Origin of the sequence: Kitasatospora sp. SC0581 (assembly GCF_048159585.1) — a bacterium.
Lineage (GTDB): Bacteria > Actinomycetota > Actinomycetes > Streptomycetales > Streptomycetaceae > Kitasatospora.
Genome location: NZ_JBLRWA010000030.1, coordinates 1 through 26,790, shown reverse-complemented (window position 1 = coordinate 26,790; position 26,790 = coordinate 1). Strand labels below are relative to the sequence as shown.

The following is a 26,790-nucleotide window of genomic DNA, read 5'->3' as shown; positions in this document are numbered from 1 at the left end:
CAGGTCGGGCAGGGGCGGGCAGCGGACGGGCGGGGCTCAGCCGAGCTCGGCGAGGAACGGCAGCAGGGCGTCCGCGGTGGCCGCCGGGTTGTCGGCCATCGGGTAGTGCCCGGACCCCTCGATCATCGCCTTCCGCGCGCCGAGCGCGGCGGCCTGCCGGTCGGCGACCAGCTCCGGCTTCGGGAAGTCGGGGTCCTTGCTGCCCATGACGACCAGGGCCGGGCACCGCACCGCGGCCGTCCAGCCGACCGGCGCCGAGTCGCCGTGGACGTACCCGCGGGTGGCGGTCTTCCGGCCCGGGGTGCGCAGCGCGGCGACCAGCCCGTCCACGTACGCGTCGAAGTCGGCGGGCCTGGCGCCGGGGAAGGCCATCCGGCGCAGGTAGAAGCCCCAGGCGGCCGGCCAGTGGACGAGGGCGGCGCCCATCAGGCCCATGGCGCCGCGCATCAGGGCGCCCTGCGGCGGGTTCTCGACGAAGGCGTTGAGCAGGACGATCCCGGCGACCCGCTCGGGGGCGTCCCCGGCGGCCTTGACGACGGTGGCCCCGGTGTACGAGTTCCCGGCGAGGACGGCGCGCTCGATGCCGAGGTGGTCGAGCAGGGCGAGGACGTCGCCGGCGAGGGCGGCGGGGCCGTAGTCGTCCCAGGTGATCGAGGATTCGCCGAAGCCCCGCAGGTCCATGGTGACGACCCGGTGGCCGGCGGCGACGAGCAGCGGGCGCAGGTGCCGGTACGCGGCCCGGCTGTCGAGCATGCCGGGGAGCAGGACGACCGGGGTGCCGTCGCCCTGCCGGGTGTCGTCGTAGGCGATCCGGCCGCCGGGGACGGTGAGGTACTGGGTGCTCGGGGTGATGGTGCCGTTCATGGGGTCCTCCTCGGGCCGCCGGTGCGGGGCATCGGCGTTGCTGCCGATAGCCATAAAGCTAAGGCTAATAGCCTTAGCCGTCAAGCGGTCGGGCGTCGGAGGCGTCGGAGGCGTCGGAGGCGTCGGAGAAGAGGGGGAGGAAGCGGTCAGACCCCTTCGACCTTGAACGGGTCGTGCTCGCTGAGCAGCTTCTCCAGCCGGGCCTGGTCCACCCGGGTGACCATGTCGTTGGACTCCTGCCGGTCCCGGATCACCTTCGCCAGCGTGAACGCGGAGCTGACCGTGAAGAGGAGGCCGAGCCCGAGGAAGGCCCGGGTCCACCCGCCGACCGGCAGGTAGATGATCCCCACGGCGAGGGCGGTGCCCGACAGGGCGAAGGACAGGACGGCCTGGAGGTAGTAGGCGGCCGTGGTGCGGGTCTGCATCGGTGCGCTCATGGCGTCAGGATGCTGCGGTCCGGCCGGGCCGCACATGAGTAGGCGTACTCAGATGGGGCCGTGCATGAGGGACCGTTCGTTGACGTCCGATCACCTGCCGCGGGGCTGCTCCGAACGGATGGCTTGGAATCAGAGCCTCCTAGGATTAACGTTTGATAACGCAGCGCGGTTGTCAACGCCGTACCCAGACGGCACCGTGCGCCGTCGCCTAATCCCACCGACCGGCCTCCGGGCAGGTCAGGGAGCCGGGGAACCACGTTCCTTGGGGTGAATCGGCGGGGCTCCGGCCCGGCCGTAGGAGACCTTCCTGCTCCGAACCCGTCAGCTAACCCGGTAGGCGCGAAGGAAGGAAAGGAGCGCGCCTCCGTGGCGTCGACGCACACCCCGGCACACCCGGCCGGCTTCGCAGCCGGTACCCAGCTCCTCGACCACCCCGGTCCGGACGGCCCCGAGGCCTTCGGCCCGGAGGACTTCGCCGCGGAGGCCGAGACCAACCGCCACCGGATGCCGCGTCAGACCCGCGGAACCTCCCCGCTGCTCGGCGTCACCGCCGTCGCCGCCACCCTGGGTGCCACCGGCTTCACCTCGGCGACCCCGGCCGCCGCCCCCGCCATCGAGGCCCCGGACGAGACGGCGGTCGCCCTCTCCGCCGACCCCGGCCTCGCGCTCGCCGCCCGCATCCAGAACCAGGCCGACAGCCAGCGCACCGCCGCCGAGGAGACCGCCCGGCTCCAGGCCGCCCAGGAGGCGGAGGCCAAGGCCGCCGCCAAGGAGGCCGAGGCCAAGCGCGCCGCCGAGGAGGCCGAGCGGGCCAAGGCCGCCGCCCTCACCCTCCCGGTGACGGACTACCGGCTCTCCGCCCACTACGGCCAGAGCGCCCGCTACTGGGCCAACCTGCACACCGGCCTGGACTTCGCCGCCGACACCGGCACCCCGGTCCACGCGCTCGGCCAGGGCACCATCACCTCGGCCGGCTGGGCCGGCTCGTACGGCTACCGGATCGTCGAGACCCTGCCCGACGGCACCGAGATCTGGTACTGCCACCTCTCCGCGATCACCAAGGGCTCCGGCAAGGTCGCCGCCGGTCAGCAGATCGGCAAGGTCGGCGCGACCGGCAACGTCACCGGCCCGCACCTGCACATGGAGGTCCGCCCCGGCGGCGGCGCCCCGGTCGACCCGGAGCCCTGGCTCCAGCAGCGCGGCCTCAACCCCTGACGCACCCGCCCTGAGGCACCCGCCCGGGCGGACCCAGCGCGAAGCCCCCGGCCCGGAGCACCAGCACCGGACCGGGGGCTTCCGCGCGGCGTCTCACTCCTCGGCGGGCAGCTGCGCCAGGTACGCCTCGATCTCCTCCTGGCCGGGCTCCGGCGCCAGCTCCGGGAACTCCGTCACCAGCAGCCGCGGCAGCCCCGGCACCGTCCACCCGCCGAACAGGTCGAGCGCCGCCTCGACCGCCGCCTCCTCGAACCGCCCGAAGTCCCCGGCCAGTTCCTCCGGCATCGGCCGCCCCAGCGCGGTCAGCTCCGCCAGGTTGCGGTAGCTGCGCCGCATCAGGCCCTGTTCCAGCAGCCGCCGAGCGCCGTCCGTGGCCATACCGACCGACAGCACCCGGCCCGGGCCCCAGCCCTGCTCGTCCGGCTCGTCCAGCCAGCCGGCCGGTGCCAGCGCCTCGTACGCGGCCAGCCGCTCCTCCTCCGGGAGCTCCCCGAAGCCGGCCAGCCAGTCCCGCACCGCCGCCGGGTCCGTGACGTCCACCCCGTACGCGTGCAGCAGCAGCGCGTACAGCCGGGGCCAGGTCACCAGGTCGGCGCGGCGCAGCAGCCCGGCCGCGACCTCGCCCTGCCACTCGGCCTCCGCGTGCAGCCGCTCCTGGCGCTTGGCGTTCAGCCGCCGGGACGCCCGCTGGTGGTCGACCAGCAGCCGGACGGCGTCGCCGTAGGCGAACGGGTCCTCCTCGGGCGCGGGTTGGACGTACAGGTGGAGCCGCTCGTACAGCAGGTGCTCCACCGCGTCGGAGGTCAGTTCGGGCCAGCCGTCGTGCATCCTGCCCTCGCCCAGCTCCAGCAGCGCCAGCACCGCGCGCAGCGGCCCCTCGGCCACCGGCGCGCGGCCCTGCTCGGCCGCCCAGGCGAGCAGGTCGGCGGCCTTGGTGCGCGGGGCGAGCCGCAGGTCTTCGTCGTTCATAGTCCGAACGGTAGCCGCCGGGCGGGGATAGGGTCGGCAGCCATGGTCCCCGTACGACTCACCGGCCCGCGCCTGGGCGTCCGCGAGTACCACCACACCGAGGAGGAGGTGGACGCGCTGCACGCGCTGTTCGGCGACCTTGAGGTCACCCGCCACCTGCCCTTCGGGCCGAGCGGCCGGGAGGACTGCGCCGACCAGATCGAGCTCTACCTGGAGGAGGCGATGGCCGAGGAGCGGGACACCTACCGGCTCGCCGTCACCAGGCTCGCCGACGCCGAGGAGCCCGGGGACGCGACGCCGATCGGGCAGGCCGCGCTCACCCTCGACGGGCACGGCGCCGCCGACCTCGGGTGCGTGCTGGCCCGCGGGTCCTGGGGCCGGGGCTACGCGGGCGAGACCGTCGGCCTGCTCCGCGACTTCGCCTTCGGCACCCTGGGCCTGCACCGGCTGACCGCCCGGACCGCCGCGGCCAACCCGGCCCCGGCCGGGTGCTCACCCGGCTGGGCTTCCGGCCGGAGGGGCGGCCTCGGTCCGACGGGTCCGAGGGCGGGGTCCGGTCCGCCGGGTCCGCGGGCGGCGACCGGTCCGACGCGTACCTCTTCACGCTGCTCGCCGAGGAGTGGCCGGGCCCGGCCGCCCGGGTGGAGGGGGGTTAACCCCACCCCGGATCCGCCAGGCCTCCGGATCACGGCCGGGCGGCGCGTCCACCAGACTGGACGCAGTCAGCGGGACGAACGAGCGACAGACGACAGCACGAGGGGCCGGGGGCCGGGAACATGAGCAGCAGCCGCAGCGTGGAGGACCGGGAGTGGGACGTTCTGGGCGGTCGCGGTGACGACCCGCGCCCCGTCCGGGCCCGGCGGACCGAGCGGCGTCCGGCCCTGTGGCGGGCCCCGTTCTCGGCGTACTACTACCGCGAGGTCGGCTACGCGCTCACTGGTCTGCCGGTGGCGATCCTCGGCTTCGCCGTCGCGGTCACGATGTTCTGCTTCGGCCTCGCCACCTTCGTCACCGCGCTCGGCCTGCCCGTGCTGGGCGCCCTGACCGCCACGGCCCGCGGCTTCGGCCGGCTGGAGCGGGCCCGGGTGCGCGGCATGCTGGCCCTGGACGTCCCCGGCCCGGAGCCGGTGCGCCGGGTCCGCCAGGGCAGCTGGGGCGCGGTCACCGCGCGGCTGGCGGACGGGGCCGGCTGGAAGGCCGTGCTGTACCAGGTGCTGATGCTCCCCTGGGCGGTGTTCAGCTTCGCGGTGACGCTGGTGTTCCTGCTGCTCGGCTGGGCGGCGGCGCTCTACCCGCTGTACCACTGGGTCTTCCCGACCTACACCTCCTGGCACGGGTACCGGGTGTTCGACTTCTACGACAGCCACGACATCCGGCACGTGTACGACATCGAGGCGCCCTGGCAGATCGCCGGGCTCTCGCTCCTCGGGGTGCTGCTGGTCCTCCTCACCACCCAGCTGGTCCGCGGCCTGACCAACGTCAACCGGGCCGCCGCCCAGGGCCTGCTCGGCCGCTGACCGCCCGGCTCCACCCAGGCCCGACGGCCCCGCCCGCGTCCCGGACCCCTCCCGGATGCGGGCGGGGCCGCTCCGTGTTCGGATGGCCGGGTGGCCGCCGGCCCTCACCCCGCCCTCCCGGACGTGCTGGTCACCTCCCGTCCGCTGGACGAGTACTGCGCCCTGTTCGGCCTCACCCGGGCCCGGCTCGCCGCCCTGCCCGGGCCGCTGCTGGACTGCCCCGGGGGCGCGGCCGGCCTGGCCGCCGAGGCGCGCGAACTGGGCTGCCGGGTGGTCGCCGTCGACCCGGCGTACGCGCTGCCGCCGCCGGTGGTCGCCGACCTCGCCCTGGCCGCCAGGGCGGCGATGGCCGCCTCGATGACCGCCCGCCCGTGGCTCCACCCCTCGCCCCGCCCGTACCGGCCCGAGCGGTACCTGCGCAGCTGGGACCGGGCCCGCCGGCTGTTCGCCGCCGACTCGGCCGCCCACCCGCAGCGGTACGTGGCCGCCGCGCTGCCCCGGCTGCCCTTCGCGGACGGCGCCTTCGCCCTCACCCTGAGCGGCTACCTGATCTTCGCCTACCCCGAAGTCTTCGGCCCGGAGCGCCAGTTGGCGGCGCTGACCGAGCTGGTCCGGGTCACCTCCCCGGACGGCGAGGTCCGGGTCCAGCCGCTGAACGACGGGCACGGCCGCCGCTGCGGCCACCTCGACCCGCTGCGGTACGCGCTCGGCGAGCGCCGGATAGCCAGCGAGATCCTCCGCTGTCCGGGGCCGGTGGACGGCCGCACCATGCGGGTCCTGGTGCTGCGGGCCGCCGACCGACGACGCCGGGCGGCCGGGCAGCCGGTCATGTAATAGTCACTACTCTGGTTTGACCCTATACTCGCCGCCATGATCGAGACGACTATCCGGCGCGCAGAGGCGACCGACGCCGACCGGCTCACCGACCTGATCCAGGCCTCCTCCGCCTACCACGGCGAGTACGCGCCGATGATCGACGGCTACCGGGTGACGCCCGACTACATCGCCGGCCACGAGGTGTTCCTCGCCCTCGACCCGGCCACCGACCAACTGCTCGGCTTCTACGGGCTGATCCGCGAACCGGCCGAACTGGACCTGATGTTCGTCGCCGACGAGGCCCAGGGGCGCGGCACCGGCCGCGAGCTGATCGCGCACATGCTGGAGCAGGCCCGCGCGGCCGGCATCGCCAGCGTGCTGGTGGTCTCCCACCCGGACGCCGAGCGCTTCTACCTGCGGGTGGGCGCCGAACGCGTCGGCACCTTCCCCGCGCACGGCAGGATCACCTGGGACCGCCCCGAACTGCGCTTCACCGTCCGGTAGTTCCTCCGGTCAGGAGGTCCCCGCGGCCGACGGCCCGCCCGGCCCGCCCGGCTGGGCCGGTACGGCCTGCGGGGCGGGCCGGGCCGGCTGCTCCGGCACGAGGGCCGTCCCCTGGAGCCGGGACAGGATCTTCTCCGCCAGCCAGCTGCGGTCCGACCCGTACGGGATGCCCCGCGGGTCCACCAGCTGCGTCGCCACCGCGTCCCGCAGCCGCTGCGCCCCGGCGGCGGGCAGCCAGGAGAGCAGCCCCCGGGCGGCCAGCAGGGCGTGGTACTGCTCGAAGTCCGAGCGCGGGTGCTCGATCGCGTCGAGCACGCTCGGCAGGTCCGCCAGCGCCGGGTCGCCCTGCATCAGCGCGAGCGCCTGGATCCGCCGGCCCTCGGAGCCGTCCGCGAAGAGGGCCCGCACCTGGTCGGCGGTCAGCGCCGAGCGCCGCGCGGTCGAGCGGACCTCCGCCACCACGCCCTCCGGCCCGGCCGGCGCACCGGAGGCGGGCGGCAGCTGCCCGGCCAGGGAGGCCTGGCGCTCCGCGCTGCCGCCCAGCAGCCCGAGCTGCTGCATCGCGCGGACCCGCAGGTCGTCCGCGCCGACCTTGTCGCCGTGCCGGTCGCGGTCCTGCCCGGCGAGGAAGAGGTCCAGCGCCTGGTCGGTCTCGGTCAGCACCTGCGGCAGCGCCAGCCTGGTCACCAGCCAGCCGGCCAGGAAGCCGAAGACCAGGAAGTACAGCACGAGCGCCGCCGCGAACGGCACCGCCTCCGGGCCGCCGCCGAGGGCGGGCGCCAGCGCCGTACCGAGGTCGTGCAGCCGCTCGCCGAGCGAGCCGAGCTGGGTCAGCCCGACGCCCAGCAGCACCTTGGTCAGCCAGTCCGAGACCTGCTCCAGATTGGTGTTCGGCGCGTACGAGCCCTGCGGCTCACCGGTGCCGCCACCGCGGACCCGGGGCACCCCGAACAGGAAGCCCAGCCCGCCGCCCAGCACCACCGAGGCCCCGACCACGACCAGTCCGCCGCCGAGCGCCTGCCAGGCGTGCTCCCGGCCGAGCGCGAACAGCAGCAGTCCGAGCAGCCCCGTCCCGGCCAGCAGCCCGGTGGCGCCCCACCGCGCCGTCCGCAGGGCCGCCCCGCCGTCCCGCCGTCGCGCCTTCGCCATCGCCTACCCCCTGTGCCCGCGCCGCTCCGCTCCGGAACCCGCGCAGACTCTAGCGCCGCGGCCCCGCCCCGGACACGCGACGGCCCTCCCCGGACACGCCACGGGGAGCCTCCGGCGCAGTGCCGGAAGCTCCCCGGGAACGCAGACGACCCGCGGGCTGCTCCTCTACGCCGGCCCGTGCACTGGCCAGGCGCCGAGGCACCGGGGATGTACCGGTGAGCCCGCGGGCCGGGTGACTGCTGTGGATTTCGCCTGCCGGAGGCCTGGGGCCTCACCCTGCGCAGGCAGGGGCGGCTCTAGCGAGCAGCCACCTCACGCATCCTGACGGTACTCAACTCAGGATCACCTCCCTTCAGTGTGCTGCCAGCCTAGGCAGCGCTCCGGCCGGAGGCAACGGATTATTTCGCGGTCCCCGCGTCCGCCGCTCAGGCGGTCTTGAGCTGGTCCTTGAACTTGGTGAAGTCGATCGTGCTGTCGGCCGACGGGACCTGGACGGTCAGCGGCTTGTCGAACTCGCTGAAGTCGATCTTGCCGTTGCCGTCCTTGGCGCCGGCGTGCTCGATCCGCACCGGGTAGGGCTTGCCCTCGGTCGCGATCTGGAGGGTCGTGACCTCGCCCTTGGAGTCGGTGCTCTTCAGACTGAAGGTCTTCACGCCGTTGACGTCGCCGGCGGAGCCCTTCTCGACCTTGTCGCCGCTGCTCTTGCTGTCGGTGATCTTCTTGCTGAAGTCGGCCAGGTTGCAGACCTTGGTGAGGGAGCCCATCGACGGGTCGCTCTCGAAGCCGGTCAGGTAGCGGCCCTTGAACAGCTCGGCGGCCTTGGCGCCGTTCGGGCCGCCCACGGCGGTCCAGAAGGCGGTGTCCGGCTTGACGTACGAGGTCTTGCCGTCGCTGATGATCTCGAACTTGCCCATGCCCGGCATCGCCATGGTGCCGGTGCACTGGCTCTTGCTGTCCATCGTCAGGTTCAGCTCCATCGCACCGTCGCCGGTGTCGACGGTGCCCGCCATCTTGAGGGAGGTCGCGGAGGCCAGGGCCTCCTTGGCCTGCTTCTCGATGTCCTGGGCGCTGAGCTTGCCGGTGTCGAGCTTCTGCGCGGAGCCCGCCTTCCCGTCGCTCGTGGCACTGCCGCACGCGGCGGTGCCGGCGGCCAGGACGAGGCATATCGCGGCGGTGCTGACCAGGCGCTTCGACAGCATGTGGTGATTCCTGTCCGGGGTGGCCCGTGCGGCCCCCCAATTGGATGAATTTTTCCTCAGTATGGTTCAGGTCCCTGACAGGTGATCGTCGGACGGGCCGCTGTTACAGCTTCGTGGCAGGACCGTGCCGCGCCCGTACCCGGACATGCGAAAGGCCCGGAGGAAGAATCCTCCGGGCCTTTCCGCTACTGAGTAGCGGGGACAGGATTTGAACCTGCGACCTCTGGGTTATGAGCCCAGCGAGCTACCGAGCTGCTCCACCCCGCGTCGGTAAACACAACAATACGTGGAAGTCGCCGAGATGGGAAATCGGTTCCCCGAGCACCTCTTGAAGGCACCGCTCGAGCTCCTCCGCAGGCACCTGTTCAGGGCACCCGGGCGGCCCGCCGCCGGGCGGGCGCCGCGTGCCGGCCCGTGCGGCACCTGGCCCAGGCCGCGAAGCAGACCAGCGCGGCGAAGCAGGGCACCATCAGCGCCCCGTACACCACCAGGAAGCCGTCCGTGCCGAGGTCGGCGGCGGCGTTCCAGGTGCCGTGCAGCGCCATCGCCAGCAGCAGCCCGGCCGGGACCGCCAGCCGGGCCAGCCAGCGCCGCGCGGTGGTGAGGGCGAGGGCCAGGCCGATCCCGGTGAGCGCGGTGAACAGCGGGTGGGCGAAGGGGGAGAGCAGGGCGCGCAGCACGAAGGTCTGCACGGTGCTGTCGAAGTCGCGCAGGCTGGGCGGGTCGCCGAGGCCGATGCTGTCCAGCCGCTGGCGCTGGTCGCTGGTGAAGGCCCGGCCCAGGTAGAGGGCGTTCTCGGTGAACGCGAAGCCGCAGGCGGTCATCCCGCCGAGCACCGCCCCGGCGGCCAGGGTGCGCGGCCGGGAGCGGCGGTGCGGCGCACCGGAGGGCGGGGCCGGGCGCAGGTAGGGCAGCGGCCGCAGGTACGGGCGCAGCCGCGGCCGGCCGCGGGCGTGCGGCCCGACCGGGTGGCGCGGGTACGGGCGGGGGCTCCGGGGCGCGGGCGACCGGCGCAGCAGCGGCGCGCAGGGGCGCCCGGTGCGGCGGCCGTGGCAGCGCAGCCGCTGGCCGAGCGGGAGCAGGAGCACCAGCAGGGCGGTGGCCTTGGCGGTCTCCTCGATCACCGGGGTGGCGATCCCGGCGCCGAGCAGCTCCCCGAACGGGCCCCGGTACCGGGCCAGGTAGTTCGCCGTCCAGTTGTTGGCCAGGATGGCGACGGTGGTGGCCGCGCAGGCGCCCCAGCCGAGGCAGAACACGGTGTGCCGCAGCGGCACCCGGGCGGTGAGGTTGAGCCAGGCCAGGCCGCCGAGCACGAACGGCAGCGGCACCATCGCCAGGCCCAGGCCGACCAGCAGCCCGACGGTGCCGGTCTGCCGCTGGACGAGGTGCAGGATCAGCACCCCGCAGCCGATCAGGGTCAGCACGGCGGTCGCGGTGACCGAGGAGAGCGCCACCGAGCGGCTGCGGCCCGGCGGGGCTCCGGGGGTGGCGGGGGCGGCGGGCGTCCGGGTCGCGGCGGGGGCGACGGCCGGGGGCCGGGCCGCTACCGGGACGGCGGCGGTGCCAGGAGCGGGCAGCGGGCGGTGGGCCCGGTGCCTCCGGGGCCCCGGGATGGTCCGGGTGTCGCCGGTGCGCGGGACCGTCTCCGGTGCGCCGGCGGCGGCGACCGTCGTCCGACCGTTCGCCCGGAACCCGCCGCCGGACGGGCTGCCCATGCGGCACAGGGTAGGCCACGGCGGCGGCCCGCCGGGAGGACTCGGGACGAACCGGCCGTCCCGGTCCCGCCCGTACGGCCGCCGCGCGGTGGCCCGTTCGAACCGGGCCGGTGGGTCAGCGGCGGCGGAACAGCAGGTCGTGGACGACGTGGCCCTTGGCGATCCCGGCCCGTTCGAACTTGGTGACCGGACGCCAGTCCGGCCGCGGGGCGTAGCCGGGGACGCTGCCGTCCGGGTGGTCCGCGGGCTCCAGCCAGCCGGTCCCGTCGCCCTCGGGGTGCAGGTTCTCCAGCTCCGGCGAGGCGGACAGCACGGCCAGCATCTGCTCCGCGTACGGCTCCCAGTCGGTGGCGCAGTGCACCAGGGCGCCGGGGGCGAGCCGGGGCAGCACCAGGTCGAGGAAGGAGGGCTGGACCAGCCGGCGCTTGTGGTGCTTCGGCTTGGGCCACGGGTCGGCGAAGTAGACCCGCAGACCGGCCAGCGAGGCGTCCTGGAGCATGTCGCGCAGCAGGATCACCGCGTCCCCGGCGGCCGTCCGGACGTTGCGGGAGCCGTCGCGCTCCAGCATGCCGAGCAGGTTGCCGTGGCCGGGGGTGTGCACGTCGGCGGCGAGGATGCCGGTGGCCGGGTCGGCGGCGGCCATCGCGGCGGTGGTCTCGCCCATGCCGAAGCCGATCTCCAGGGTCACCGGCAGGCCGCCGAACAGCTCCGGCAGGTCCAGCGGGGTGCCGTCGATGGGGATGCCGTACGTCTCCCAGCTCCGGTCCAGGGCGCTCGCCTGGGCGTTGGTCATCCGGCCCCGGCGCGGCTGGAAGCTGCGGATGCGACGCTCGCGGTGCTGGGCCTCGGTGGCCTTGTGCGGGTACATCGGCGCGGGGTAGGCGGCCGGCGCGGCGGACAGCCGGGCGGACGGCGAGGGCTGGGGGATCGGGGCGGTGGCAGTCACAATCAACCGAGTCTACGGGGCTGCCGGGGCGCCCCGGCCGGGCCTGTGACCGGGCTCATCCAAGCCCGTCCGCCCGCCCTCCGTCCGGTGCGCCGACCCGCCCCCGAAGCCTCCGCCGCCCCGCTACTCCTCCCAGGGCCAGCGGGCGTTCGCCCCGGCCTCCAGGAGGGGGACCAGCCGGAAGGCCGCGTCGCTCAGGCCGCCGAAGGTGTGCCGGTGGGCGCCGCCGCCGGGACCGTGGCCTGGGGCGTAGCCGGCCAGGTTCCAGGTGTAGACGGGCACGTGGGCCGGGACGGCGGAGAGCGGGTCACCGCCCCGGTGGCCCGGGCCGGTCTGCTCGTCGGTGACGATCACCACCCGGTCGTGGCCCCGGTAGCGGGCCCGGACCGCGTCGGCGGTGTTGGTGCCGCCGAGGCTGGAGAACCGTTCCAGCACCCGCAGCACCGCCTCGCCCCGGCCGACCTCGACGACCCGGCTGGTGGTGCCGAACTCGACCAGGTCCGCCTCGGCGGCCCGGAGCTTCAGCGTGGTGCCGAAGATCGCCGCGGAGTCCGCCCGGTTGAGCTCGGTCGGCCCGCCGGAACGGTCGAACATCGAACCGGAGCGGTCCACCAGGATCAGCGTCCGGCCGGGCAGTTCCGGCACGTTGGCCAGCGAGTGGCCGAGTGCGGTCTCCAGCGCGTGCCCCCAGCGCAGCGAGGGGACGTTGCGGTACGCGGCCAGGTAGCGGAACGGGAACTGGCGCGAGCGCCGCACCTCGTCCTGGTCGGAGATCCGTCGGGCGACCTCGGCCGCGACGGCGTCCGGGACCCCGGCCCGGTCGAAGTTGCGCAGGTTCCGCACCAGCGCCATCGGACCCATGGACGGGATGACCGCCTCCCAGACCGCCGCGTCCAGCGGGCCCTGCAGCCAGCCCGCCAGGGCCTCCCAGGTCAGCCCGGCGGCGGCCAGCCGTTCCGCGCCGCCCTCGGCGGTCACCGCCGCCCGGCGCTCCTCGACGGGCAGCGCGAGCAGTTCGCGGTTGGCGGTCAGCACCCGGTCGGCGGCCGGCGGGACGGCCTCCTCCGGCCGGTGCCGGCGGTCCAGCGCGTGGGCGAACAGCGCGCCCTGCCAGTGCTTCCGCGGGTCCGGCGAGGGGTGGGTCAGCTCGATCACGTCGCCGAAGCGGTAGCCCTTGCCGGCGGTGTCGTACTTGAGCAGTGAGCGGGCGTCGTAGAGGTGCCGGACGGCGTCCGCGACACCGCGCTTGAGCGGCTTGGGCAGCGCCCGGCCGTAGCGAGAGGTCCAGTAGGCGAGCAGCTCGCCGGGCTCGTCGGCGCGCCGCAGCACCGCCGCGACGGCCTGCCGGGAGTGGCCGTGGGCGCCCGCGTCCAGCCGGGCGCGGGTGAACTCGGCGGCGCCGACCAGGGCGGCGGTGCGCAGCTGGGCGGCGTGGCGCAGCCAGCGCAGCAGTCCGAGGGTCCACTCCGGCTCGGCGACGGCGAGTTCGCGCACCAGCGCGGTGTAGCGGTCGTCGCGCTCGCCGCCGCGCTCGTGGAAGGTGTCCTGGCCGACCATGTTGGCCACCGCGAGCAGGAAGAGCTCGGACTTGCGGTCCCGGACGAAGCTGGTGCCGCCGTTGTGGTTGACGGTGCGCGCGCCGGTGGTGGTCACCGGCGAACTCGGACCGGACTTGGCCCCGCGGACGTTGAACCTGGACATGCGGCAGCCCCCTCGGCGTGCTGGTGTCGGTGGGAGGGAGGCGTGCTGCGGCAGCGGTGCCCGGGGCCGTCACGGCTGACGGGACCCGGGCACCACGAGGAGCCGCCTCCCGAGATCAAAGGTGGCGGCGGTGTTTCGCGGGCTCGAACCGCAGCGCCCAGGGGGCGCCTCACCAAGAAGTAACCGCTGCCGTCGCACCGGGAGGTGCGGACGAACTGTTCACGTGTGGGTGTCCAGAGATCGAGGACGGCTGAGGTGACATAGCTGCTCTACCGACTGAGCTACACCGGCCCGAAGCCGGTGACGGGACTCGAACCCGCGACACGCCCATTAAGAGTGGAAGTAACCTCTGCCTGCGCACCTGGACGGGAGAAACCCTAGCCAGGCCCCTCCCGCCGGCGCACCTCAATTACCGCCGGGCCCTCTCGCCGTTCCGGTCGCTGTTCCGGTCGCCGTCCGATGACCAGCCTGAGTCGCCGCTCCGGCGCTCACGCCGGGGCGACGATCACCGCGCGCGCCCGCTCGGTCAACTCCCGTACCCGGCGTTCACCCTGGAAGGGCTCCAGCCGCCGGAGCATCTCCACCACGTACTCCCGGCTGCGCTGCGAGGAGATCCGGCCGGCCACCTCGACGGCGCGTTCGCCGGCGGCGACCGCGGCGTCCAGGTTGCCCGCCTCCGCCTCGGCCATCGCCGAGACCACCAGCCGCAGGCCGTGCGAGCGGACGAAGCCCTCGGTGGGCGTGGCCAGCGCCTCGCGGGTGAACTGCCGGACCTTGGAGGGCACTCCGAGGTCGCGGAAGCACTCGGCGGCGTCGGCGGCGAGCCGGTCGTAGGCGTAGAAGTCGATCCACGCCGGATCGGGATCCCCGGCGCGCGCCCGTTCGAGCGCGCTCTCCGCGGCGCCGAGCGCCGTCGCGCACGCCGCCGCGTTGCGGGCCTTGGCCTGGGCCCGGGCCTCCACCAGGTGGAAGAAGCTCATGGTGCGGGCGGTGGCCAGGCCCCGGTTGCGCTCCAGCGCGGCCTGGGCGAGGTCGACCGCCTCCTCGGCGAAGCCCCGGTAGCCGGCCTGGAGGCTCATCGAGGCCAGCACGTAGCCGCCGAGCGGCACGTCGGCGGCGGCCCGGGCCAGCCGCAGCGCCTGGATGTAGTAGCGCTGGGCGGCCTCGTGCTGCCCGGTGTCGAAGGCCATCCAGCCGGCCAGCCTGGTCAGTTCGGCCGTCGCGCCGAACAGCGCCCGGCCGACCGCGTCGCTGTACGAGGCGAGCAGCAGCGGTGCCGCCTCCACCCGCAGGCACTCCGGCACCATCGACGAACGCCAGTCCCCGCCACCGTACTTGGAGTCCCAGCGGCGGGCCTCCTGGGCGGCCTCGCGGAGCTTGGCGGCGTCCGAGTGGCCGACCCGGTAGGAGGAGGTGTCGGTGGGGGAGCGCGGCACCTCGCGGGCCACCGAGCCGTCCGCCGGGGTGATCAGCCAGCGGGAGACGGGGGTCGCGTAGGCGGCCACCGAGAAGGTGCCGGCCAGGCTGTCGCTCCAGCGGCCGCCGCCGGGGCCCCGGCGCAGGTCGAGGTCGACCCGCCACAGGTCGGTCGCGGAGCGGACCGCGTCGGCGACCTCGCGCGGGAAGGCCAGGCCGAGTTCGGGCGCCGGGTCGGTGTCGCCCAGGCCGATCTCCTCCAGCGGGACGGGCCGGCCGAGCTTGCCGCCGATGGCGGTGGCGATCAGGTGCGGGACGGGCCCCTGCGGCACCATGCCCTTGCTGACCCAGCGGGCCACCGAGGTCTTGTCGTACCGCAGGGTCAACCCGCGCTGGGCGCCGAGGTCGTTGACCCGGCGGGCCAGTCCGGCGTTGCTGATCTGGGCGAGGGTCAGGAGCGTGCCGAGCCGTTCGTTCGGTCCACGTGGGCTGACGGTCATGGTGGCGGCGGCACCTCCTGCGGCCTTGTGCGCGGGGCCCGGGCGGCACCGGGCCGTAGCTGCTGTACCTAGCGTAGTCGGACGCGTTCCGACGGTTAAGAGGTCGCATTCCGGATGGCGGGATCGCGCACTCGCCGGTGCCGCACCGGAGTTGGTCCGGACCACTCGGATCCGGCCGACCGCGCGGCGCTCCGGAGCGTCGTGCTCCGGTCCCGTGTACACGTGCGCCCGGCCGTGCCCCCTGGCCCGACCGGCAGGTCGGCGATTCGCTGGTGGTCGTGGGTCGGCCTGCCGTCGAGGACCCGGCGGGCCGGGGGACGCCGCCGCCTCAATCCCCGCGGGCGGCGGTGGAGTCCGGGAGGGCGTGCGGATGCCCTCCCGGGCCGGGCGACGCCTTTCGGCCATCTCGCGATGCCCATGCCAAAGGCGTTCGTCGGCGGTCCGGGCCGGGGAGGGGGAGGCCCGGCCCGTCCGCCCCCCGGGAGCACCCGGACGATCGAACTCCCCTCCGAGGCACGGAACTTGCCCACCCGGGGTGATCGGGCGCCGCCCGGGCCCCGGGCCCTTGAATGCATCCCCAGGCGCACCCGGGCCGGGCCGCCCCGCCGCCGCGGCGGTCGAACGGGCGGTCCGAACGGAAGCGGAACCCGAAACACCGACCACGGCGACCGCCCGCGGTGGCACGATGTCCACTGACGGCGCGTCGAGCTGCGGGGGCACGCCGGGACGCGCACGGGCCGCCACGGCACACCACCCGGCCGCCCGGCGGGCGGCGAACGAACGCACCGCACGGATGCAGGTCCTCGTCCGGTGGAGGCGCGATGCGGTGGCTGACGGGCTGGTGCACGGGCGCGTCGAGCGCGGGCACCCCGGCGTACGAGGCGCTGGCCAGGGTCGAGCCGATCGCCGCGCGCCCGCTCTGGGCCGGACCGGACCCGCTCTGGGCCGTGGGCGACTGGCGCCCCGGGGAGATCCGCCTGGTCACCCTCCGCCCCGGCGCCCCCGCCGTGGTCAGCACCGGCCCCACCGCCCCCGACCAGGTCGAGGACACCCCCGCCACCTCCCGGCTCGCCGTCCTCGGCCACTGCGGCGCCACCGACGCCGAACTCGCGGCCGGCCTCGCCGCCGCCCGCGGCGGCGCCGTCCGCCACCTGACCGCCTGGCCCGGCAGCTACACCGTCGTGCTGCGCTCCGGCACCCGGTCCACCCTGCTGCTCACCGACCTCGCCGGCGCCCAGCCCGTCTTCCACACCCCGTGGGCCGGCGGCACCGCGTACGCCACCGCCGCCCTGCCGCTCGCCGACCTGGTCGGCGCCCCGCTGGACACCGGCCACCTCGCCGCCCGGCTCGCCTGCCCCGAGTCCCCCGAGGCGCTCGGCACCGGCACCCCGTACGAAGGCGTCCAGGGGGTGCCGCCCGGGCACGTGCTCGGCATCCGCGGCGGCCGCCCGTACCTGTCCGGCTACGACGACCCGGCCGGCGCCGAGCAGCCGCGCGACGAGGCGCCCGCCGTCCGCGAACTCACCCGCGCCCTGCTGGAGTCCGTCCGCTCCCGGGTCCGCCCCACCTCGCCCGCCCCCGTCCCCGACCCGGCCGACCCGGCCGACCCGGTCGGGCGGGCCCGGCTGGGCGTCGACCTGTCGTACGGGACGGCCTCCGCGACCGTCGCCCTGCTCGCCGCCGCCGTCCCGCTGCCGTCGGCGACCGCGTCCACCGCGGTGGTCCGGGCGGCCGCGGCCGGGGCCAGGAGCGGTGCGGTCAAGGGCTCCTGGGCCCGCGCCGCCGCCCAGGAACCCGCCGCCCCCGAGCAGTTGGCCGCCGTCACGCTCGGCGAGACCGAGCCCCCGGCCGGCCTCGCGCTCGCCCCCGACACCCCGCGGCTGCGGCACACCGTGCTCGACCCCGGCCCGGACACCCTCCCGTACGCCGGGCCGGGCGCCGACCCGCGGTCCGGCCGGCTCACCGACGAGCCCGGGCCCGAACTCGTCGCCGCCGCCCGGGCCGAGGCCCGCTTCGACGCCGGCGGCACCGACCACCTCACCGGCTACGGCGCCCGGCAGGTGCTGGACGGGCACCCGGCCCGGCTCGCCGACCTCCTCCGGGCCGGCCGGCCGCGCGAACTGCTGTCCCCGGTGGTCGCGCTGGCCGGCGCCGACCGGGCGGCCGCGGGCGTCCTCACCGGCACGCTGCGCACCCCGCTCACCGTGGTCCGGGCCGCCCACCGGCTCTCCCGGGTCCGCTACGCCGAGGCGCTGGACGAGGCGGCCGCCAGGCTGACCGCCCGCCACGTCCCGGACGGCGCCGGTACGGCCGGGGCCCGCTCGGCCGCCGACCTCGCCTGGTGCGTGCCCGGTCCGGCCGCCCGCTGGCTGTCCGACGAGGCGCTCTCCGCGGTCGCGCTGCGGCTCCGCCTGGCGGCGCGCAGACCGGCGCCCGGGGAACACCCCGGCGCACACCGGGCCCGGCACGCCCTCTACCGGCAGGCGCGCGGGTTCCGCACGCTCGTGCACGCCGCCGAACAGCCCGGCCAACGGCTGCACGCGCCCTTCCTCGACAACCAGGTGGTGCGCGCCGCCCGGCTGCTGCCCGACGACGTCCGCCTCCAGCCCGGCGCCCGGCACGCCCTCCTGCACGCCGTCCTCACCGGCGCCGGCCGCACCGACCTGCCCCCCGACTGGGGCCGCGTCCCCCGCCCCGACCGCGCCGCCCCCGCCCGCACCGGCCTGCGCCTCGCCGCCGACGGCCTCGCCGAACTCTTCGACGCCCCGCTGCTCGCCGAAGCCGGCCTCATCGACCTCCCCGCCGTCCGGGCCGGCCTCGCCCAGTCCGCCGACCCCGCCACCCCCCTCTCCCCCTCCGCCCTCGCCGGCCTCGCCGACCTCGTCTCCACCGAACTCTGGCTCCGCCGCATCCGCGCCCGCCGCCACGGCGCCTGCTGGACCGGCCTCCCCACCCCCCGGCAACCCGCCCTCACCTCCTGAACCCCCGCCGGCGCCCGGGCCCGCCCCTCCCCGCCCTGCGGCGCGGTTGCCGGGTCCGGATCGGCGGGGCGGTGATGATGGCGGGGGTGTGGATCCGGGGTGAGGAGGACGTGCGGTGGCCGGTGGGAGCGCGGGGCGGGAGGTGCCGGTCGTGCTGTCGGTGCTCGGGCGGCCGCCGGCGGGGCGGCCGCCCGGGGTGCTGGCGGCGTGCGACGGGTCGGACGGGTCGCTGTGGGCGCTGGACCGGGCGATGACGGAGGCCGAGCTGTTCGGGCTGCCGCTGTACGTGCTCGCCGTGGTCAACCCGGCGCCGGCCGGTTACCCCCCGGGGATGGCGGAGCTGGTGCAGGAGAGCGTGGAGACGCTGGTCGAGAGCATGGCGGACGGGCTGCGCCGCTCGGTGGCCGCCGTGCAGCGCCGGCGTCCCGTGCCGTACGCGGGGGAGCTGTCGCTGCACGTGGTGCTGGGCAATGTGATCGAGGTGCTGCTGGAGGCGGCGACCCGGCAGCACACGCTGGTGATCGGCACCCGGGGCAACGGCGGCTTCGCCCGGTTGCTGATGGGTTCGGTGAGTTCGGCGGTCGTGCACCACGCGGCCTGCCCGGTGCTGGTGGTGCCGGCGCCGCCCGCGGCCTGACCTGGAGCGGGGCGGAAAGACGCCCAGGTGGTGCCGGGAATGTACCGAGATGGTTCATCGTTCATCCATCTTGTCCCCATCCCACAAGACGCCCCCTGGAGCCCCCCGCATGAAGGTCGAGATCTGGAGCGACATCGCCTGCCCCTGGTGCTACATCGGCAAGCGCCGTTTCGAGCAGGCCCTGGCGGACTTCCCGGGCAAGGAGCAGGTCGAGGTCGTCTACCGTCCGTACCAGCTGGTCCCGGACGCCCCCGCCACGGCGAGCCCGCACCGCGCCTGGCTGGCCGAGCGCTACGGCCCGCAGTCGGTGGCGATGGACGCGCGGGTGGCCGAGCTGGGCCTTGCCGAGGGCATCGCGTACGACTTCGACGCCGCGCTGCACGCCAACACCTTCCTGGGCCACCGCCTGCTGCACCTCGCGGAGTCCGAGTACGGCCCGGCCGTCCAGGGGCGGCTGAAGGAGGCGCTGCTGAAGGCGCACTTCACCGACGGCGTCGACGTCGGCGACCGTGCCGCGCTGACCGACGTCGCCGTGGCGTCCGGCCTGGACCGGGACCGGGTGACCGCCTACCTGGCGGGCGACGAGGGCACCGCCGAGGTCAACGCCCAGCTGGCCGAGGGCCGGGAGCTGGGCATCAGCGCCGTGCCGACCTTCGTCTTCGAGGGCAAGTGGGCCGTCCAGGGCGGCCAGGACGCCGCGACCTTCGGCAAGGTGCTGGAGCAGGTCGCCGCCGAGATCGGCGAGCGCCGCCCCGCCCCGGTGCAGGTCGCCCCGGCCGGGGAGGCCTGCGCGGACGGCTCCTGCGCCATCTGACGGCCGACCGGGCCCAGGCCGCCCACCCCGGCGGCCCACCCGGGCACGGCACCGCGGACCCGAGGCCCGCTCCAGCACCCCTGGAGCGGGCCTCCGTCATGCCCGCCCGGAGCGCGCCCGGGTCACGAGCAGCGGAAGCGGGCCTCGGCCCAGTCCGCGACGTTCAGCGCCGACCAGATCCCGCTCACCGGCGTGACCGACAGCTTGATCGCCTTCTGCCCGGCCAGCGGCACGTGCACCGGCACCGCGTCGTCGCCGACGGCCAGCGCGCGGGAGCGCCACAGGACGGTGCCGTCGGTGCCCTGGACGGTGAAGACGACCCCGCCCGGCGAGATCGTGGCGTCGTCCACCCCGGCCAGCGCGTCGAAGGACGTGCACGTGCGGTTGAGGTCGATCACGGTGGCCGCCGGGGCGTGCACGGTGATCACGTGCGGGTGGTAGTCGCCGCCGATCCAGCCGCCGTCCCGCTGCCAGAACTTGTCGCTGTCCTTCTGCCGGATGCTCGGCTCGGGCGGCGGCACCCGGTTGCTGCCGGGCTTGAGCACAGGCAGCGAGTTGCCCCAGAAGTCGCTGAGCACGGGCGGCGTCGGCGTGGGGACGGTCGGGGTCGGCACCGGCGGCAGGGTGGGCGTCGGGACGACCGGCACGTCGGGGGTGGGCAGCGGCGGCAGGCTCGGTACGGGCACCACCGGGGGAGTGAAGGTCGGCGTCGGCGTCTTCGGGCTGCCGGACGTGGGCGTGCCGGACTCCGGCGCCCGGGTGGTGGCGGGCGGCGGGGCGGGCGTGGACGCGGCGGCCGGCTTGGTGTCGGCGCTCGACGCGGGCGCCTCCGGGGCCGGTGCGGCGGCGCCGGGCGCCGGGGCCGCGGCGGGTGCCGCTGGTGCGGCGGACGCGGCCGCGGGCGGCGCCGGGGAGGCGGCGGCCGGGGCGCTGGGGGCCGGGGGAGCGGCCGCCGGGGGCTGCGGCTCGGGTGCGCCGGTGAGCGCGTACGCGGCGACGGCGGCCGCGGCGACCGCGATGGCGGCGGCGATCCCGGCCTTGGCGGCGGTGCCCAGGCCCTCGCCGGCCGCGGCGGCGCCGGCCCCGCCCCCGCCGGAGGCCGCACCGGCCGAGCCCGCAGCGCCCGCAGCGCCCGCGGCTCCCGCGGACCCGGAGGTCGCGGCGGCCGTCCCGGCCGCTGCCGCACCGCCGACGGCGGCGGCACCGCCCACGGCGGCCGCGGCGGCGCCGAACCCGCCGACGCCGATCCAGACCAGCACCCCGCCGGGCAGCAGGGCGCGCAGCCCGGTGTTGATCTCGGTCAGTTCCAGGCAGGCGGCCGTGCAGCGGTCGCACTCAGTGAGGTGCCGGCCGACCTCCGCCGAGGCCCGCTTGCGCAGCGAGCCGCGCGCGTACGCGCCGAGCCGGTTGGCGTACGCCTCGCAGGCGCTGTCCTGGCTGCCCGAGACGTGCGCCTGGAGGAACGCGGCGGCGAGCCGGTCGCGGGCCCGGTGGGCCTGGACGGCGGTGGCGTTGGCGGTCTTGCCGAGCATCACCGCGACGGTCTTCGGGGACTCCCGCTCGACCTCGGTGTGCCAGAGCACCATCCGGTCGTCCTCGGGCAGTTCGGCGTAGGCCTGCATGACCATCCGCTGGTCGGCCATCGCCATCGCCCAGGCGTCGGCGCCCGGGTCGGCGAGGTCGAAGTCGACCACGGCGGCCGAGGTCTGCGCGAACACGGCGAAGTCGTCGACGAGTTGCTCGCGCCGCTCGCTGCGGTGCCAGGCGGCAGCGACGTTGCGCACGGCGGTCAGCAGGTACGCGCGGACGGCGAACTCGGGGCCCTTGCCCGCCCGCAGCGCCTGCAGGGTGCGGGCGAAGACCTCGCCCGCGAGGTCCTCGGCGGTGAAGCTGTCCCGGCAGCAGGTACGGGCGTAGCGGCGCACCGAGTCGGCGTGCCGGCGGTAGATCTCCTCGTACGCGGTGTCGTCGCCGGCCCGCACCCGGGCGGTCAACTCGGAGTCGGAGGCCGGGCGCTCGCCGTCCACCGGGTCGGCGGGGGCGGGCACGGTCGGCCGGGCGGTGCGGCCGTCGCCGGTGAACGGTTCGCCGACGAACGCCTCGGGGGCGACGCCGCCCCGGCCCGCCGGGGCCTGCCCTGGCACCCGGCCCGGGGGCAGTGCGGCGGCGGAGGCGGAGAGCGTCTCGCGGCTGGGCATCCCGGCCTGGTCGGGGACGTGGCCGGCGGCCGAACCCGCTGCGGCGCCCGGCACTTGGGCCGTACCGCCGGCGCTGCCGAGACTGCAGGGGCCCGCGGCGGACCCCTCGGCGGTCTCACCGGAGCGGCCCCCGAAGTCGAGGCCGTACCCGTAGTCGTTCTGTTCCTCGGCGCTCACAACGGACCCCAGATTCCACGACAGCCCCCGTAGTGTGGCAGGGCGCGCGGGAGTGCGTAGGCGCACGGTTCCCCGGCGTACGGCGCCGACGGCGCGCGAACGGCGCGCATCGGGACATTGGCTCCAACCACGGGCAAAGGATGGCATAGCGCAGGGATCGGCGGTAGCCGGACCGGTCGCCTTCCACTCCTCCGAGGGGCCGTCGCGGGGGCGTTCGCCCAGCGTGCGGTGGTGGGGTGTGCGACTCCCGCACCCCGGCGCGCGCACTCGGGTCGCGCGCCGGTCCTCCTCCCAACTCCCGTGCCCGTCCGGCGTGGCGGCCCGGCCGGCCGACGGGCGTCAGCGCTCCCGCAGGCCGTCCAACAGGATCTGCAGCAGCCGGTCCGAGGGCCCGGCGACCGGCTGGCCCTCCGTCTGCGGAGAAATCGGCGAGAAACCGACGGCCGTCGGCGCGGAGACCGACGGACGGGCCGCGTGCACCGGCACCGAGGCCGTCAGCACCAGCACCACGTCCGACACCGTGACGCCCGGCCGCAGTTCGCCCGCCGCACCGGCCCGCGCCACCAGCGCGGCCAGCAGCTGGAGCAGCAGCCGGGGATCGGCGTCGGCCGCCGACGGCTCGACCGCCCCGCCGGAACGGGCCTCCTCGCCGCGCAGGTCGAAGCGGACCGCGGCCGGCGGCTCCGCCGCCCGCTGCTCGGGCACCCGGCCCAGCTCCTCCGCGTACCGGAACGCCTCCGGCGGCAGCAGCCGCCCGGCGCCGCTGCTCACCGCGCGGGCCAGGTAGCCGGCCAGCGCCTCCCAGGCGCCGTCACCGCCGTACAGCGACTCCCGCGCCTGCGCGGTCAGCCACGCCACCTCCTCGGCGGCGATCCGCTGGACCAGCACCTCCTTGCTCGGGAAGCGCCGGTAGACGGTGCCGACCCCGACCCCGGCCCGGCGCGCCACCTCCTCCATCGGCGCGCCGTAGCCGAACTCGCCGAACACCTCGCGTGCCGCCCGCAGCACGCTCTCCAGGTTCCGCCGGGCGTCCACCCGCAACCGGGCCCCCGGCACCGGCACGGCGGCCGGCGCGGGCTCGACCCGGTACGGGACGGCCGCCCGGGCCAGACCGGCCGGTGCCGTTCCGCCCTGCGGCAGGTCCACCGGGCCGCGTTGCTCGGGGACCATGCCCGGTCCGACCTGCGACGCACCCGCCCGCCCCAATACCTGCTCCTGATCCATCATCCCAACTCTCCCCCGCAGGCGTCCGAAACCGGACCCTGTCGTCGCCCGCCCCTGCACCCCCCGGTGCAGCTCGGCCCGTCAGAAGTGACCCGATGACCCATGCTCGTGCCGCCCGTCCCGATCCGGTGACCACGGTTCGTGCCGCCGTGCCGGGTCCACGTCCGGCTCGGCGCGTCGGCACCGACCGGGGCCCTGTCCGGGAACTACCCTTCCCCGGATGACCGTCCCCCAGTCGGGTTCTCACGCCAACGCTGGAACTGGCCGTAGTGGCCGCTCCACGGTGCGTCGCCGCCGATTGTCATGGCGACGGCCGCCCCGGTACACAATCCGACCATAGTTCACCACTCTCCGAGGCCGAAAGTGCGTCAGAAAGTCGCCCAGTAGGCACAACTGGCCACGACGGTCACTCGCGTCGCAACCAGCCCCGTACGGACTGTGGACAAGACGACCCCCGCCGGTCCTTCATAGGGGGCGTGATGGGGGACACCCCCGGCCGCGGGGTGGCCGGGACGAAACGTCGCATCGGCAGGAGGCGCACCATCAGGATCCTGATCGCCGGCGGCGGCTGCGCCGGAACGGCCGCCGCACTCCACCTCCAGCGCGCCCTGCGGGAACGGCTGCGGCGCGGCGAGGCGGAGATCACCGTCGTCGAGCCCCAGGCGTACTTCACCTACCACCCGCTGCTGGCCGAGGTGGCGGCCGGCTCGATCGACCCGAGACACGTGGTCGTCCCGCTGCGCCGGGTCCTGCCGGACTGCCGGGTGCTCACCGCCCGGATCACCCGGATCGAACACGCCGCCCGGCGTGCCCTGGCCGACGCAGCGGGCCCCGGCGAACCCCCCGCCCCGGTCGAACTCCCTTACGACGTCCTCGTGGTGGCCCCCGGATCGGTCTCCCGCACGGCGCCGGTGCCCGGCCTCGCCGAGCACGGCCTCGGCTTCTCCACCGTCGGCGAGGCGGTGGGCCTGCGCAACCACGTCCTGGAGCAGCTCGACCTCGCCTCCGCCACCCGCGACCCGGCGCTGCGCCAGGCCGCGCTCACCTTCGTCTTCGTCGGCGCCGGCTACGCGGGCGTCGGCGCGCTCGCCGAGCTGGAGGACATGGCCCGCACCGCCGTGCGCGGCTACCACAACGTCCGCGCCGAGGACCTGCGCTGGGTGCTGGTGGAGGCGACCGGCCGGATCCTCGCCGAGGAGTCGCCCGAACTCGCCCGGCACACCCTGGGGGAGCTGCGCGAACGCGGCGTCGACATCCGGCTGAGCACCACCCTGGAGTCCGCCGCCGACCGGGTCGTGGCGCTCTCCGACGGCAGCCGCTTCGGTGCCCGCACGCTGGTCTGGACGGCGGGCGTCCGGCCGTCCCCGCTGCTGCGCGCGACCGACCTGCCGCTGGACACCCTCGGCCGGGTGCGGTGCCTGGCGACCCTGCAGGCCGTCGGACCGGACGGGCGCGCCCTGCCCGGCGTCTGGGCGGCCGGCGACTGCGCCGCCGTACCGGACCCGAACGCGGACGGCGCCCCCTGCGCCCCCAACGCCCAGCACGCCTTCGCCCAGGCCGAGCTGCTCGCCCGCAACGTCGTGGTGGCCCTGGACGGCGGCCCGCACGCCCCGGGCCTGGCCGACTACCGGCCGGGCCCCGCCGCCTGCTCGACCTCGCTCGGCCCGCACCGGGCCGTCGCCCACACCCGGCGCGGCGGCAGGCTCACCGGCCGCCGGGCCTGGTGGCTGCACCGGGCCCGGCACCTGCGGCGGCTGCCGAGCACCGAGCGCCGGGTGCGGGTGCTGATGGACTGGGTGCTGGGCGGGGTGTTCTCCCGCGAGCCGGTCTCGCTGGGTGCGATGGAGCACCCGCGTTCGGCCTTCGAGGAGGGGTTCGGCCCCGAGCCCGGACGGCCGTCCGACGCCGGCCCCGATGCTCCCCGGTGACCGCGGCCGCCGACCCGGGCCGGCGGCCGACCGGACGGCGAACCGGGGAGTGGGTCGGACGGCGGATCGGGCGGCCACGCCGGGCGCGCGACTTCCGGAACCGGGCCTCCGCCTGACAGGATCAGCCCGACCTGGTCATTACCCCGTGTGCTGCTGCGCACACAAAAAGTGATGATATGCCTGGAAAACGAGGAAGCGGCCGTCGTTTGAACCTCATGCGCTGGAGCGCCCGGCTCGCCGGAGTCCCCTGGCGTGCCCTCCCGCCCCCCGGGACCGGCACCGAGGACGGTGCGCCCTGCCCCGAGGGCGTCGTCGTGCCCGGCCCCCGCGACCCGGCCGGCCCCGCCGCCACCGCGGAGCTCCCCGACCCGCACAAGCCGCAGAACCTGCGCGAGGTCCTCAACCGCATCCCCGCCCCGGTCGCCGTCACCTACGGCCCGCTCCACCAGCTCGGCTACGCCAACCGCGCCTACCGCGAACTCTTCGGCGAACGCCCCACCGGACTGCCGGCCGCCGAGGCGCTCCCCGAACTCGCCACCATGGGCGTCCTGCCCCTGATGGACCAGGTCATCCGCGGCGGCCGCCCGCGCAGCGTCAAGGCCCGCTGCATCCTCGGCCTCACCGGCAACCGCTACTACAACGTCTCCTGCGTCCCGCTCGGCACGGGGGAGGGCGGCGACGCCCCCGCCGAGGGACCGCCCGCCGGCGTGCTGATCTTCGCCGCCGAGGTCACCGACCAGGTCCTCGCCGCGGCCCGCCTGCGCGAAGCGGAACGCCGCCAGCGCGAGGCCGCCGTCACCCTCCAGCGCAGCCTGCTCCCGCAGAAGCTCGACCAGCCGGCCGGCCTGCGGGTCGCCGCCACCTACCAGCCGGGCGGCGCCGAGGCCGCGGTCGGCGGCGACTGGTACGACGTCATCGCCATCGACGGCGGGCGCACGGCACTCGTCATCGGCGACGTCATGGGCCGCGGCCTGCGCGCCGCCGCCGTCATGGGCCAGCTGCGGACGGCGGTCCGCGCCTACGCCCGCCTCGACCTCCCGCCGCACGAGGTGATGCGCCTGCTCGACGGCCTCGCCATGGAGATCGACGCCAACCAGATCGCCACCTGCACCTACGCCGTCTGGGACCCGCGGCGCCGCACCCTCTCCTACGCCTCCGCCGGACACCTCCCCGTCCTGCTGCGCTGCCCGGACGGCACCATCCTGCGCAGCGAGGAGCAGAACGGCCCGCCGCTCGGCACCGGCGGCGGCCTGCACGTCTCCCACACCCTGCGCCTGCTCCCCGGTACGACCGGTGTCCTCTATACCGACGGACTGGTCGAGCGCCGGGACGAGGACATCGACCAGGGCCTCGACCTCCTGGCCCGCACCCTGACCGGCGCGATCGGCGCCCCCGAGGTGATCTGCGCCCGGCTGCTGCGGGCGATGGGCGTGACCTCCGAGCACGACGACGACGTCGCCGTCCTGGCCTTCCAGCTGCCGGCGGAGGAGGGCACCGAGAATTCGGTTGCGCCACTTGACCCGGCGACTCCAGAGGTCTAGTGTTCTTCGAGCTGCCTGGCAGGGAGCACCGGACACGCATCTGCGCGGACGGTCCCGCGGTGGCCAATCCTCTGAAACACCACTTCCGGTTCGTGCCGGTCGTTTGCGCTTTTCGGCGCTGTGACCTGGTGCTTATTCGGCGTGCTCGTTTTATCGGGTTGCGGTCGGATTCGCTTTTCGGAGCGGGGATCGGCTAGAGTTTGAAACGTCGGACAGGGCGTCAAACCCCGGAAGACACCGGCGAGTTGGATGAACGAAGCCCCGGAAACGGAGCGGAAAACATCTGATAAGCTGGAAACACGAAAGAACGAAGCCCGGAGGGTCCGCTGGAAGGCGGTCCGA

General features: G+C 75.6%; 20 protein-coding genes, 1 tRNA gene, 1 pseudogene and 1 riboswitch. Of the genes and pseudogenes, 10 read left to right on the top strand and 12 right to left on the bottom strand.

The genetic code is table 11. The features are described 5' to 3' along the window. Window positions 1–36: 36 nt before the first annotated feature. Together ACLWS4_RS30920 and ACLWS4_RS30915 are read right to left on the bottom strand one after the other, a co-directional pair. Window positions 37–918 (bottom strand): alpha/beta fold hydrolase, encoded by an 882-nt coding sequence (locus ACLWS4_RS30920; RefSeq protein ID WP_198959332.1) that lies wholly within the window; start codon window positions 916–918, stop codon window positions 37–39. Between the two features lie 92 nt (window positions 919–1,010). Beyond that, window positions 1,011–1,301, bottom strand: coding sequence for a YiaA/YiaB family inner membrane protein (locus ACLWS4_RS30915; RefSeq protein ID WP_074002080.1), 291 nt, complete (start codon window positions 1,299–1,301; stop codon window positions 1,011–1,013). Window positions 1,302–1,496: 195 nt separating this feature from the next. Next, a riboswitch (cyclic di-AMP (ydaO/yuaA leader) is annotated at window positions 1,497–1,655 on the top strand. A 12-nt stretch (window positions 1,656–1,667) separates the two neighbouring features. Between ACLWS4_RS30915 and ACLWS4_RS30910 the strand changes: the two genes are divergently transcribed. Then, window positions 1,668–2,516, top strand: coding sequence for a M23 family metallopeptidase (locus ACLWS4_RS30910; RefSeq protein WP_053112130.1), 849 nt, complete (start codon window positions 1,668–1,670; stop codon window positions 2,514–2,516). 93 nt (window positions 2,517–2,609) lie between these two features. Here the strand turns inward: ACLWS4_RS30910 and ACLWS4_RS30905 are convergent, their stop codons facing one another. Then, window positions 2,610–3,485, bottom strand: coding sequence for a hypothetical protein (locus ACLWS4_RS30905; protein ID WP_049653179.1), 876 nt, complete (start codon window positions 3,483–3,485; stop codon window positions 2,610–2,612). Between the two features lie 42 nt (window positions 3,486–3,527). On the opposite strand from ACLWS4_RS30905, the gene ACLWS4_RS30900 reads away from it, so the two are divergent. The 4 genes from ACLWS4_RS30900 (at window position 3,528) to ACLWS4_RS30885 (ending at window position 6,322) form a co-directional block, all read left to right on the top strand. Then, window positions 3,528–4,265 (top strand): GNAT family N-acetyltransferase, encoded by a 738-nt coding sequence (locus ACLWS4_RS30900; RefSeq protein WP_416875857.1) that lies wholly within the window; start codon window positions 3,528–3,530, stop codon window positions 4,263–4,265. Further along, entirely contained in the window at window positions 4,262–5,002 is a 741-nt protein-coding gene (locus tag ACLWS4_RS30895) for a sensor domain-containing protein (RefSeq protein ID WP_053112132.1), read from the top strand. The genes ACLWS4_RS30900 and ACLWS4_RS30895 overlap by 4 nt, the downstream gene beginning before the upstream one ends. 90 nt (window positions 5,003–5,092) lie before the next feature. After that, on the top strand, window positions 5,093–5,836 hold the full coding sequence (locus ACLWS4_RS30890) for a hypothetical protein (RefSeq protein WP_416875856.1): 744 nt from the start codon (window positions 5,093–5,095) through the stop codon (window positions 5,834–5,836). A gap of 36 nt (window positions 5,837–5,872) precedes the next feature. After that, on the top strand, window positions 5,873–6,322 hold the full coding sequence (locus ACLWS4_RS30885) for a GNAT family N-acetyltransferase (RefSeq protein WP_375876786.1): 450 nt from the start codon (window positions 5,873–5,875) through the stop codon (window positions 6,320–6,322). 9 nt (window positions 6,323–6,331) lie between these two features. Here the strand turns inward: ACLWS4_RS30885 and ACLWS4_RS30880 are convergent, their stop codons facing one another. From ACLWS4_RS30880 to ACLWS4_RS30850, 7 genes are all read right to left on the bottom strand, one after another. Further along, window positions 6,332–7,471 carry a hypothetical protein gene (locus tag ACLWS4_RS30880; RefSeq protein ID WP_416875855.1) on the bottom strand — a complete coding sequence of 380 codons (1,140 nt, stop codon included), beginning with the start codon at window positions 7,469–7,471 and terminating at the stop codon, window positions 6,332–6,334. A gap of 425 nt (window positions 7,472–7,896) precedes the next feature. Beyond that, window positions 7,897–8,670 (bottom strand): hypothetical protein, encoded by a 774-nt coding sequence (locus ACLWS4_RS30875; RefSeq protein ID WP_375876788.1) that lies wholly within the window; start codon window positions 8,668–8,670, stop codon window positions 7,897–7,899. A 193-nt stretch (window positions 8,671–8,863) separates the two neighbouring features. Further along, window positions 8,864–8,937, bottom strand: a tRNA-Met gene (locus ACLWS4_RS30870). Window positions 8,938–9,035: 98 nt separating this feature from the next. Beyond that, window positions 9,036–10,385, bottom strand: a complete 1,350-nt coding sequence (locus ACLWS4_RS30865) for a PrsW family intramembrane metalloprotease (RefSeq protein WP_416875854.1) — start codon at window positions 10,383–10,385, stop codon at window positions 9,036–9,038. Between the two features lie 115 nt (window positions 10,386–10,500). After that, complete coding sequence (gene trmB, locus ACLWS4_RS30860; RefSeq protein ID WP_049658578.1) at window positions 10,501–11,331, bottom strand: tRNA (guanosine(46)-N7)-methyltransferase TrmB; 831 nt, start codon at window positions 11,329–11,331, stop codon at window positions 10,501–10,503. Between the two features lie 123 nt (window positions 11,332–11,454). Continuing rightward, the gene (locus tag ACLWS4_RS30855; RefSeq protein WP_416875853.1) at window positions 11,455–13,032 is read right to left on the bottom strand and encodes a TROVE domain-containing protein; all 1,578 of its coding nucleotides are present in this window, start codon (window positions 13,030–13,032) and stop codon (window positions 11,455–11,457) included. A gap of 488 nt (window positions 13,033–13,520) precedes the next feature. After that, complete coding sequence (locus ACLWS4_RS30850; RefSeq protein WP_049658584.1) at window positions 13,521–14,948, bottom strand: hypothetical protein; 1,428 nt, start codon at window positions 14,946–14,948, stop codon at window positions 13,521–13,523. 821 nt (window positions 14,949–15,769) lie between these two features. Between ACLWS4_RS30850 and ACLWS4_RS30845 the strand changes: the two genes are divergently transcribed. The 3 genes from ACLWS4_RS30845 to ACLWS4_RS30835 all read left to right on the top strand — a co-directional run bounded on the left by ACLWS4_RS30845 (window position 15,770) and on the right by ACLWS4_RS30835 (window position 19,380). After that, window positions 15,770–17,929, top strand: a complete 2,160-nt coding sequence (locus ACLWS4_RS30845) for an asparagine synthase-related protein (protein ID WP_416875852.1) — start codon at window positions 15,770–15,772, stop codon at window positions 17,927–17,929. Window positions 17,930–18,044: 115 nt separating this feature from the next. Next, window positions 18,045–18,566, top strand: a complete 522-nt coding sequence (locus ACLWS4_RS30840; RefSeq protein WP_074002090.1) for a universal stress protein — start codon at window positions 18,045–18,047, stop codon at window positions 18,564–18,566. 109 nt (window positions 18,567–18,675) lie between these two features. After that, window positions 18,676–19,380, top strand: coding sequence for a DsbA family oxidoreductase (locus ACLWS4_RS30835; protein WP_049660456.1), 705 nt, complete (start codon window positions 18,676–18,678; stop codon window positions 19,378–19,380). 122 nt (window positions 19,381–19,502) lie between these two features. On the opposite strand, the gene ACLWS4_RS30830 is transcribed toward ACLWS4_RS30835, so the two are convergent. Both ACLWS4_RS30830 and ACLWS4_RS30825 read right to left on the bottom strand, forming a co-directional pair. Continuing rightward, window positions 19,503–21,755, bottom strand: a complete 2,253-nt coding sequence (locus tag ACLWS4_RS30830) for a sigma-70 family RNA polymerase sigma factor (RefSeq protein ID WP_416875851.1) — start codon at window positions 21,753–21,755, stop codon at window positions 19,503–19,505. A 339-nt stretch (window positions 21,756–22,094) separates the two neighbouring features. Then, window positions 22,095–22,982: a TetR/AcrR family transcriptional regulator gene (locus tag ACLWS4_RS30825; protein WP_241852827.1), complete on the bottom strand. Its 888-nt coding sequence runs from the start codon at window positions 22,980–22,982 to the stop codon at window positions 22,095–22,097. 476 nt (window positions 22,983–23,458) lie between these two features. Here ACLWS4_RS30825 and ACLWS4_RS30820 point away from each other — a divergent pair, with 476 nt between their 5' ends. Next, complete coding sequence (locus ACLWS4_RS30820; RefSeq protein WP_079272033.1) at window positions 23,459–24,907, top strand: NAD(P)/FAD-dependent oxidoreductase; 1,449 nt, start codon at window positions 23,459–23,461, stop codon at window positions 24,905–24,907. 206 nt (window positions 24,908–25,113) lie between these two features. Beyond that, a pseudogene (locus ACLWS4_RS30815) lies at window positions 25,114–26,400 on the top strand (PP2C family protein-serine/threonine phosphatase); the annotation flags it as partial. Window positions 26,401–26,790: the final 390 nt, after the last annotated feature.

Excerpts from the sequence above, each read along its gene's own strand:
- ACLWS4_RS30920 (WP_198959332.1), bottom strand. The coding sequence starts at position 918 with ATGGCTATCGGCAGCAACGCCGATGCCCCGCACCGGCGGCCCGAGGAG.
- ACLWS4_RS30915 (WP_074002080.1), bottom strand. The coding sequence starts at position 1,301 with ATGAGCGCACCGATGCAGACCCGCACCACGGCCGCCTACTACCTCCAG.
- ACLWS4_RS30905 (WP_049653179.1), bottom strand. The coding sequence starts at position 3,485 with ATGAACGACGAAGACCTGCGGCTCGCCCCGCGCACCAAGGCCGCCGAC.
- ACLWS4_RS30900 (WP_416875857.1), top strand. The coding sequence starts at position 3,528 with ATGGTCCCCGTACGACTCACCGGCCCGCGCCTGGGCGTCCGCGAGTAC.
- ACLWS4_RS30895 (WP_053112132.1), top strand. The coding sequence starts at position 4,262 with ATGAGCAGCAGCCGCAGCGTGGAGGACCGGGAGTGGGACGTTCTGGGC.
- ACLWS4_RS30885 (WP_375876786.1), top strand. The coding sequence starts at position 5,873 with ATGATCGAGACGACTATCCGGCGCGCAGAGGCGACCGACGCCGACCGG.
- ACLWS4_RS30880 (WP_416875855.1), bottom strand. The coding sequence starts at position 7,471 with ATGGCGAAGGCGCGACGGCGGGACGGCGGGGCGGCCCTGCGGACGGCG.
- ACLWS4_RS30875 (WP_375876788.1), bottom strand. The coding sequence starts at position 8,670 with ATGCTGTCGAAGCGCCTGGTCAGCACCGCCGCGATATGCCTCGTCCTG.
- ACLWS4_RS30865 (WP_416875854.1), bottom strand. The coding sequence starts at position 10,385 with ATGGGCAGCCCGTCCGGCGGCGGGTTCCGGGCGAACGGTCGGACGACG.
- ACLWS4_RS30855 (WP_416875853.1), bottom strand. The coding sequence starts at position 13,032 with ATGTCCAGGTTCAACGTCCGCGGGGCCAAGTCCGGTCCGAGTTCGCCG.
- ACLWS4_RS30850 (WP_049658584.1), bottom strand. The coding sequence starts at position 14,948 with ATGACCGTCAGCCCACGTGGACCGAACGAACGGCTCGGCACGCTCCTG.
- ACLWS4_RS30845 (WP_416875852.1), top strand. The coding sequence starts at position 15,770 with ATGCGGTGGCTGACGGGCTGGTGCACGGGCGCGTCGAGCGCGGGCACC.
- ACLWS4_RS30835 (WP_049660456.1), top strand. The coding sequence starts at position 18,676 with ATGAAGGTCGAGATCTGGAGCGACATCGCCTGCCCCTGGTGCTACATC.
- ACLWS4_RS30825 (WP_241852827.1), bottom strand. The coding sequence starts at position 22,982 with ATGATGGATCAGGAGCAGGTATTGGGGCGGGCGGGTGCGTCGCAGGTC.
- ACLWS4_RS30820 (WP_079272033.1), top strand. The coding sequence starts at position 23,459 with ATGGGGGACACCCCCGGCCGCGGGGTGGCCGGGACGAAACGTCGCATC.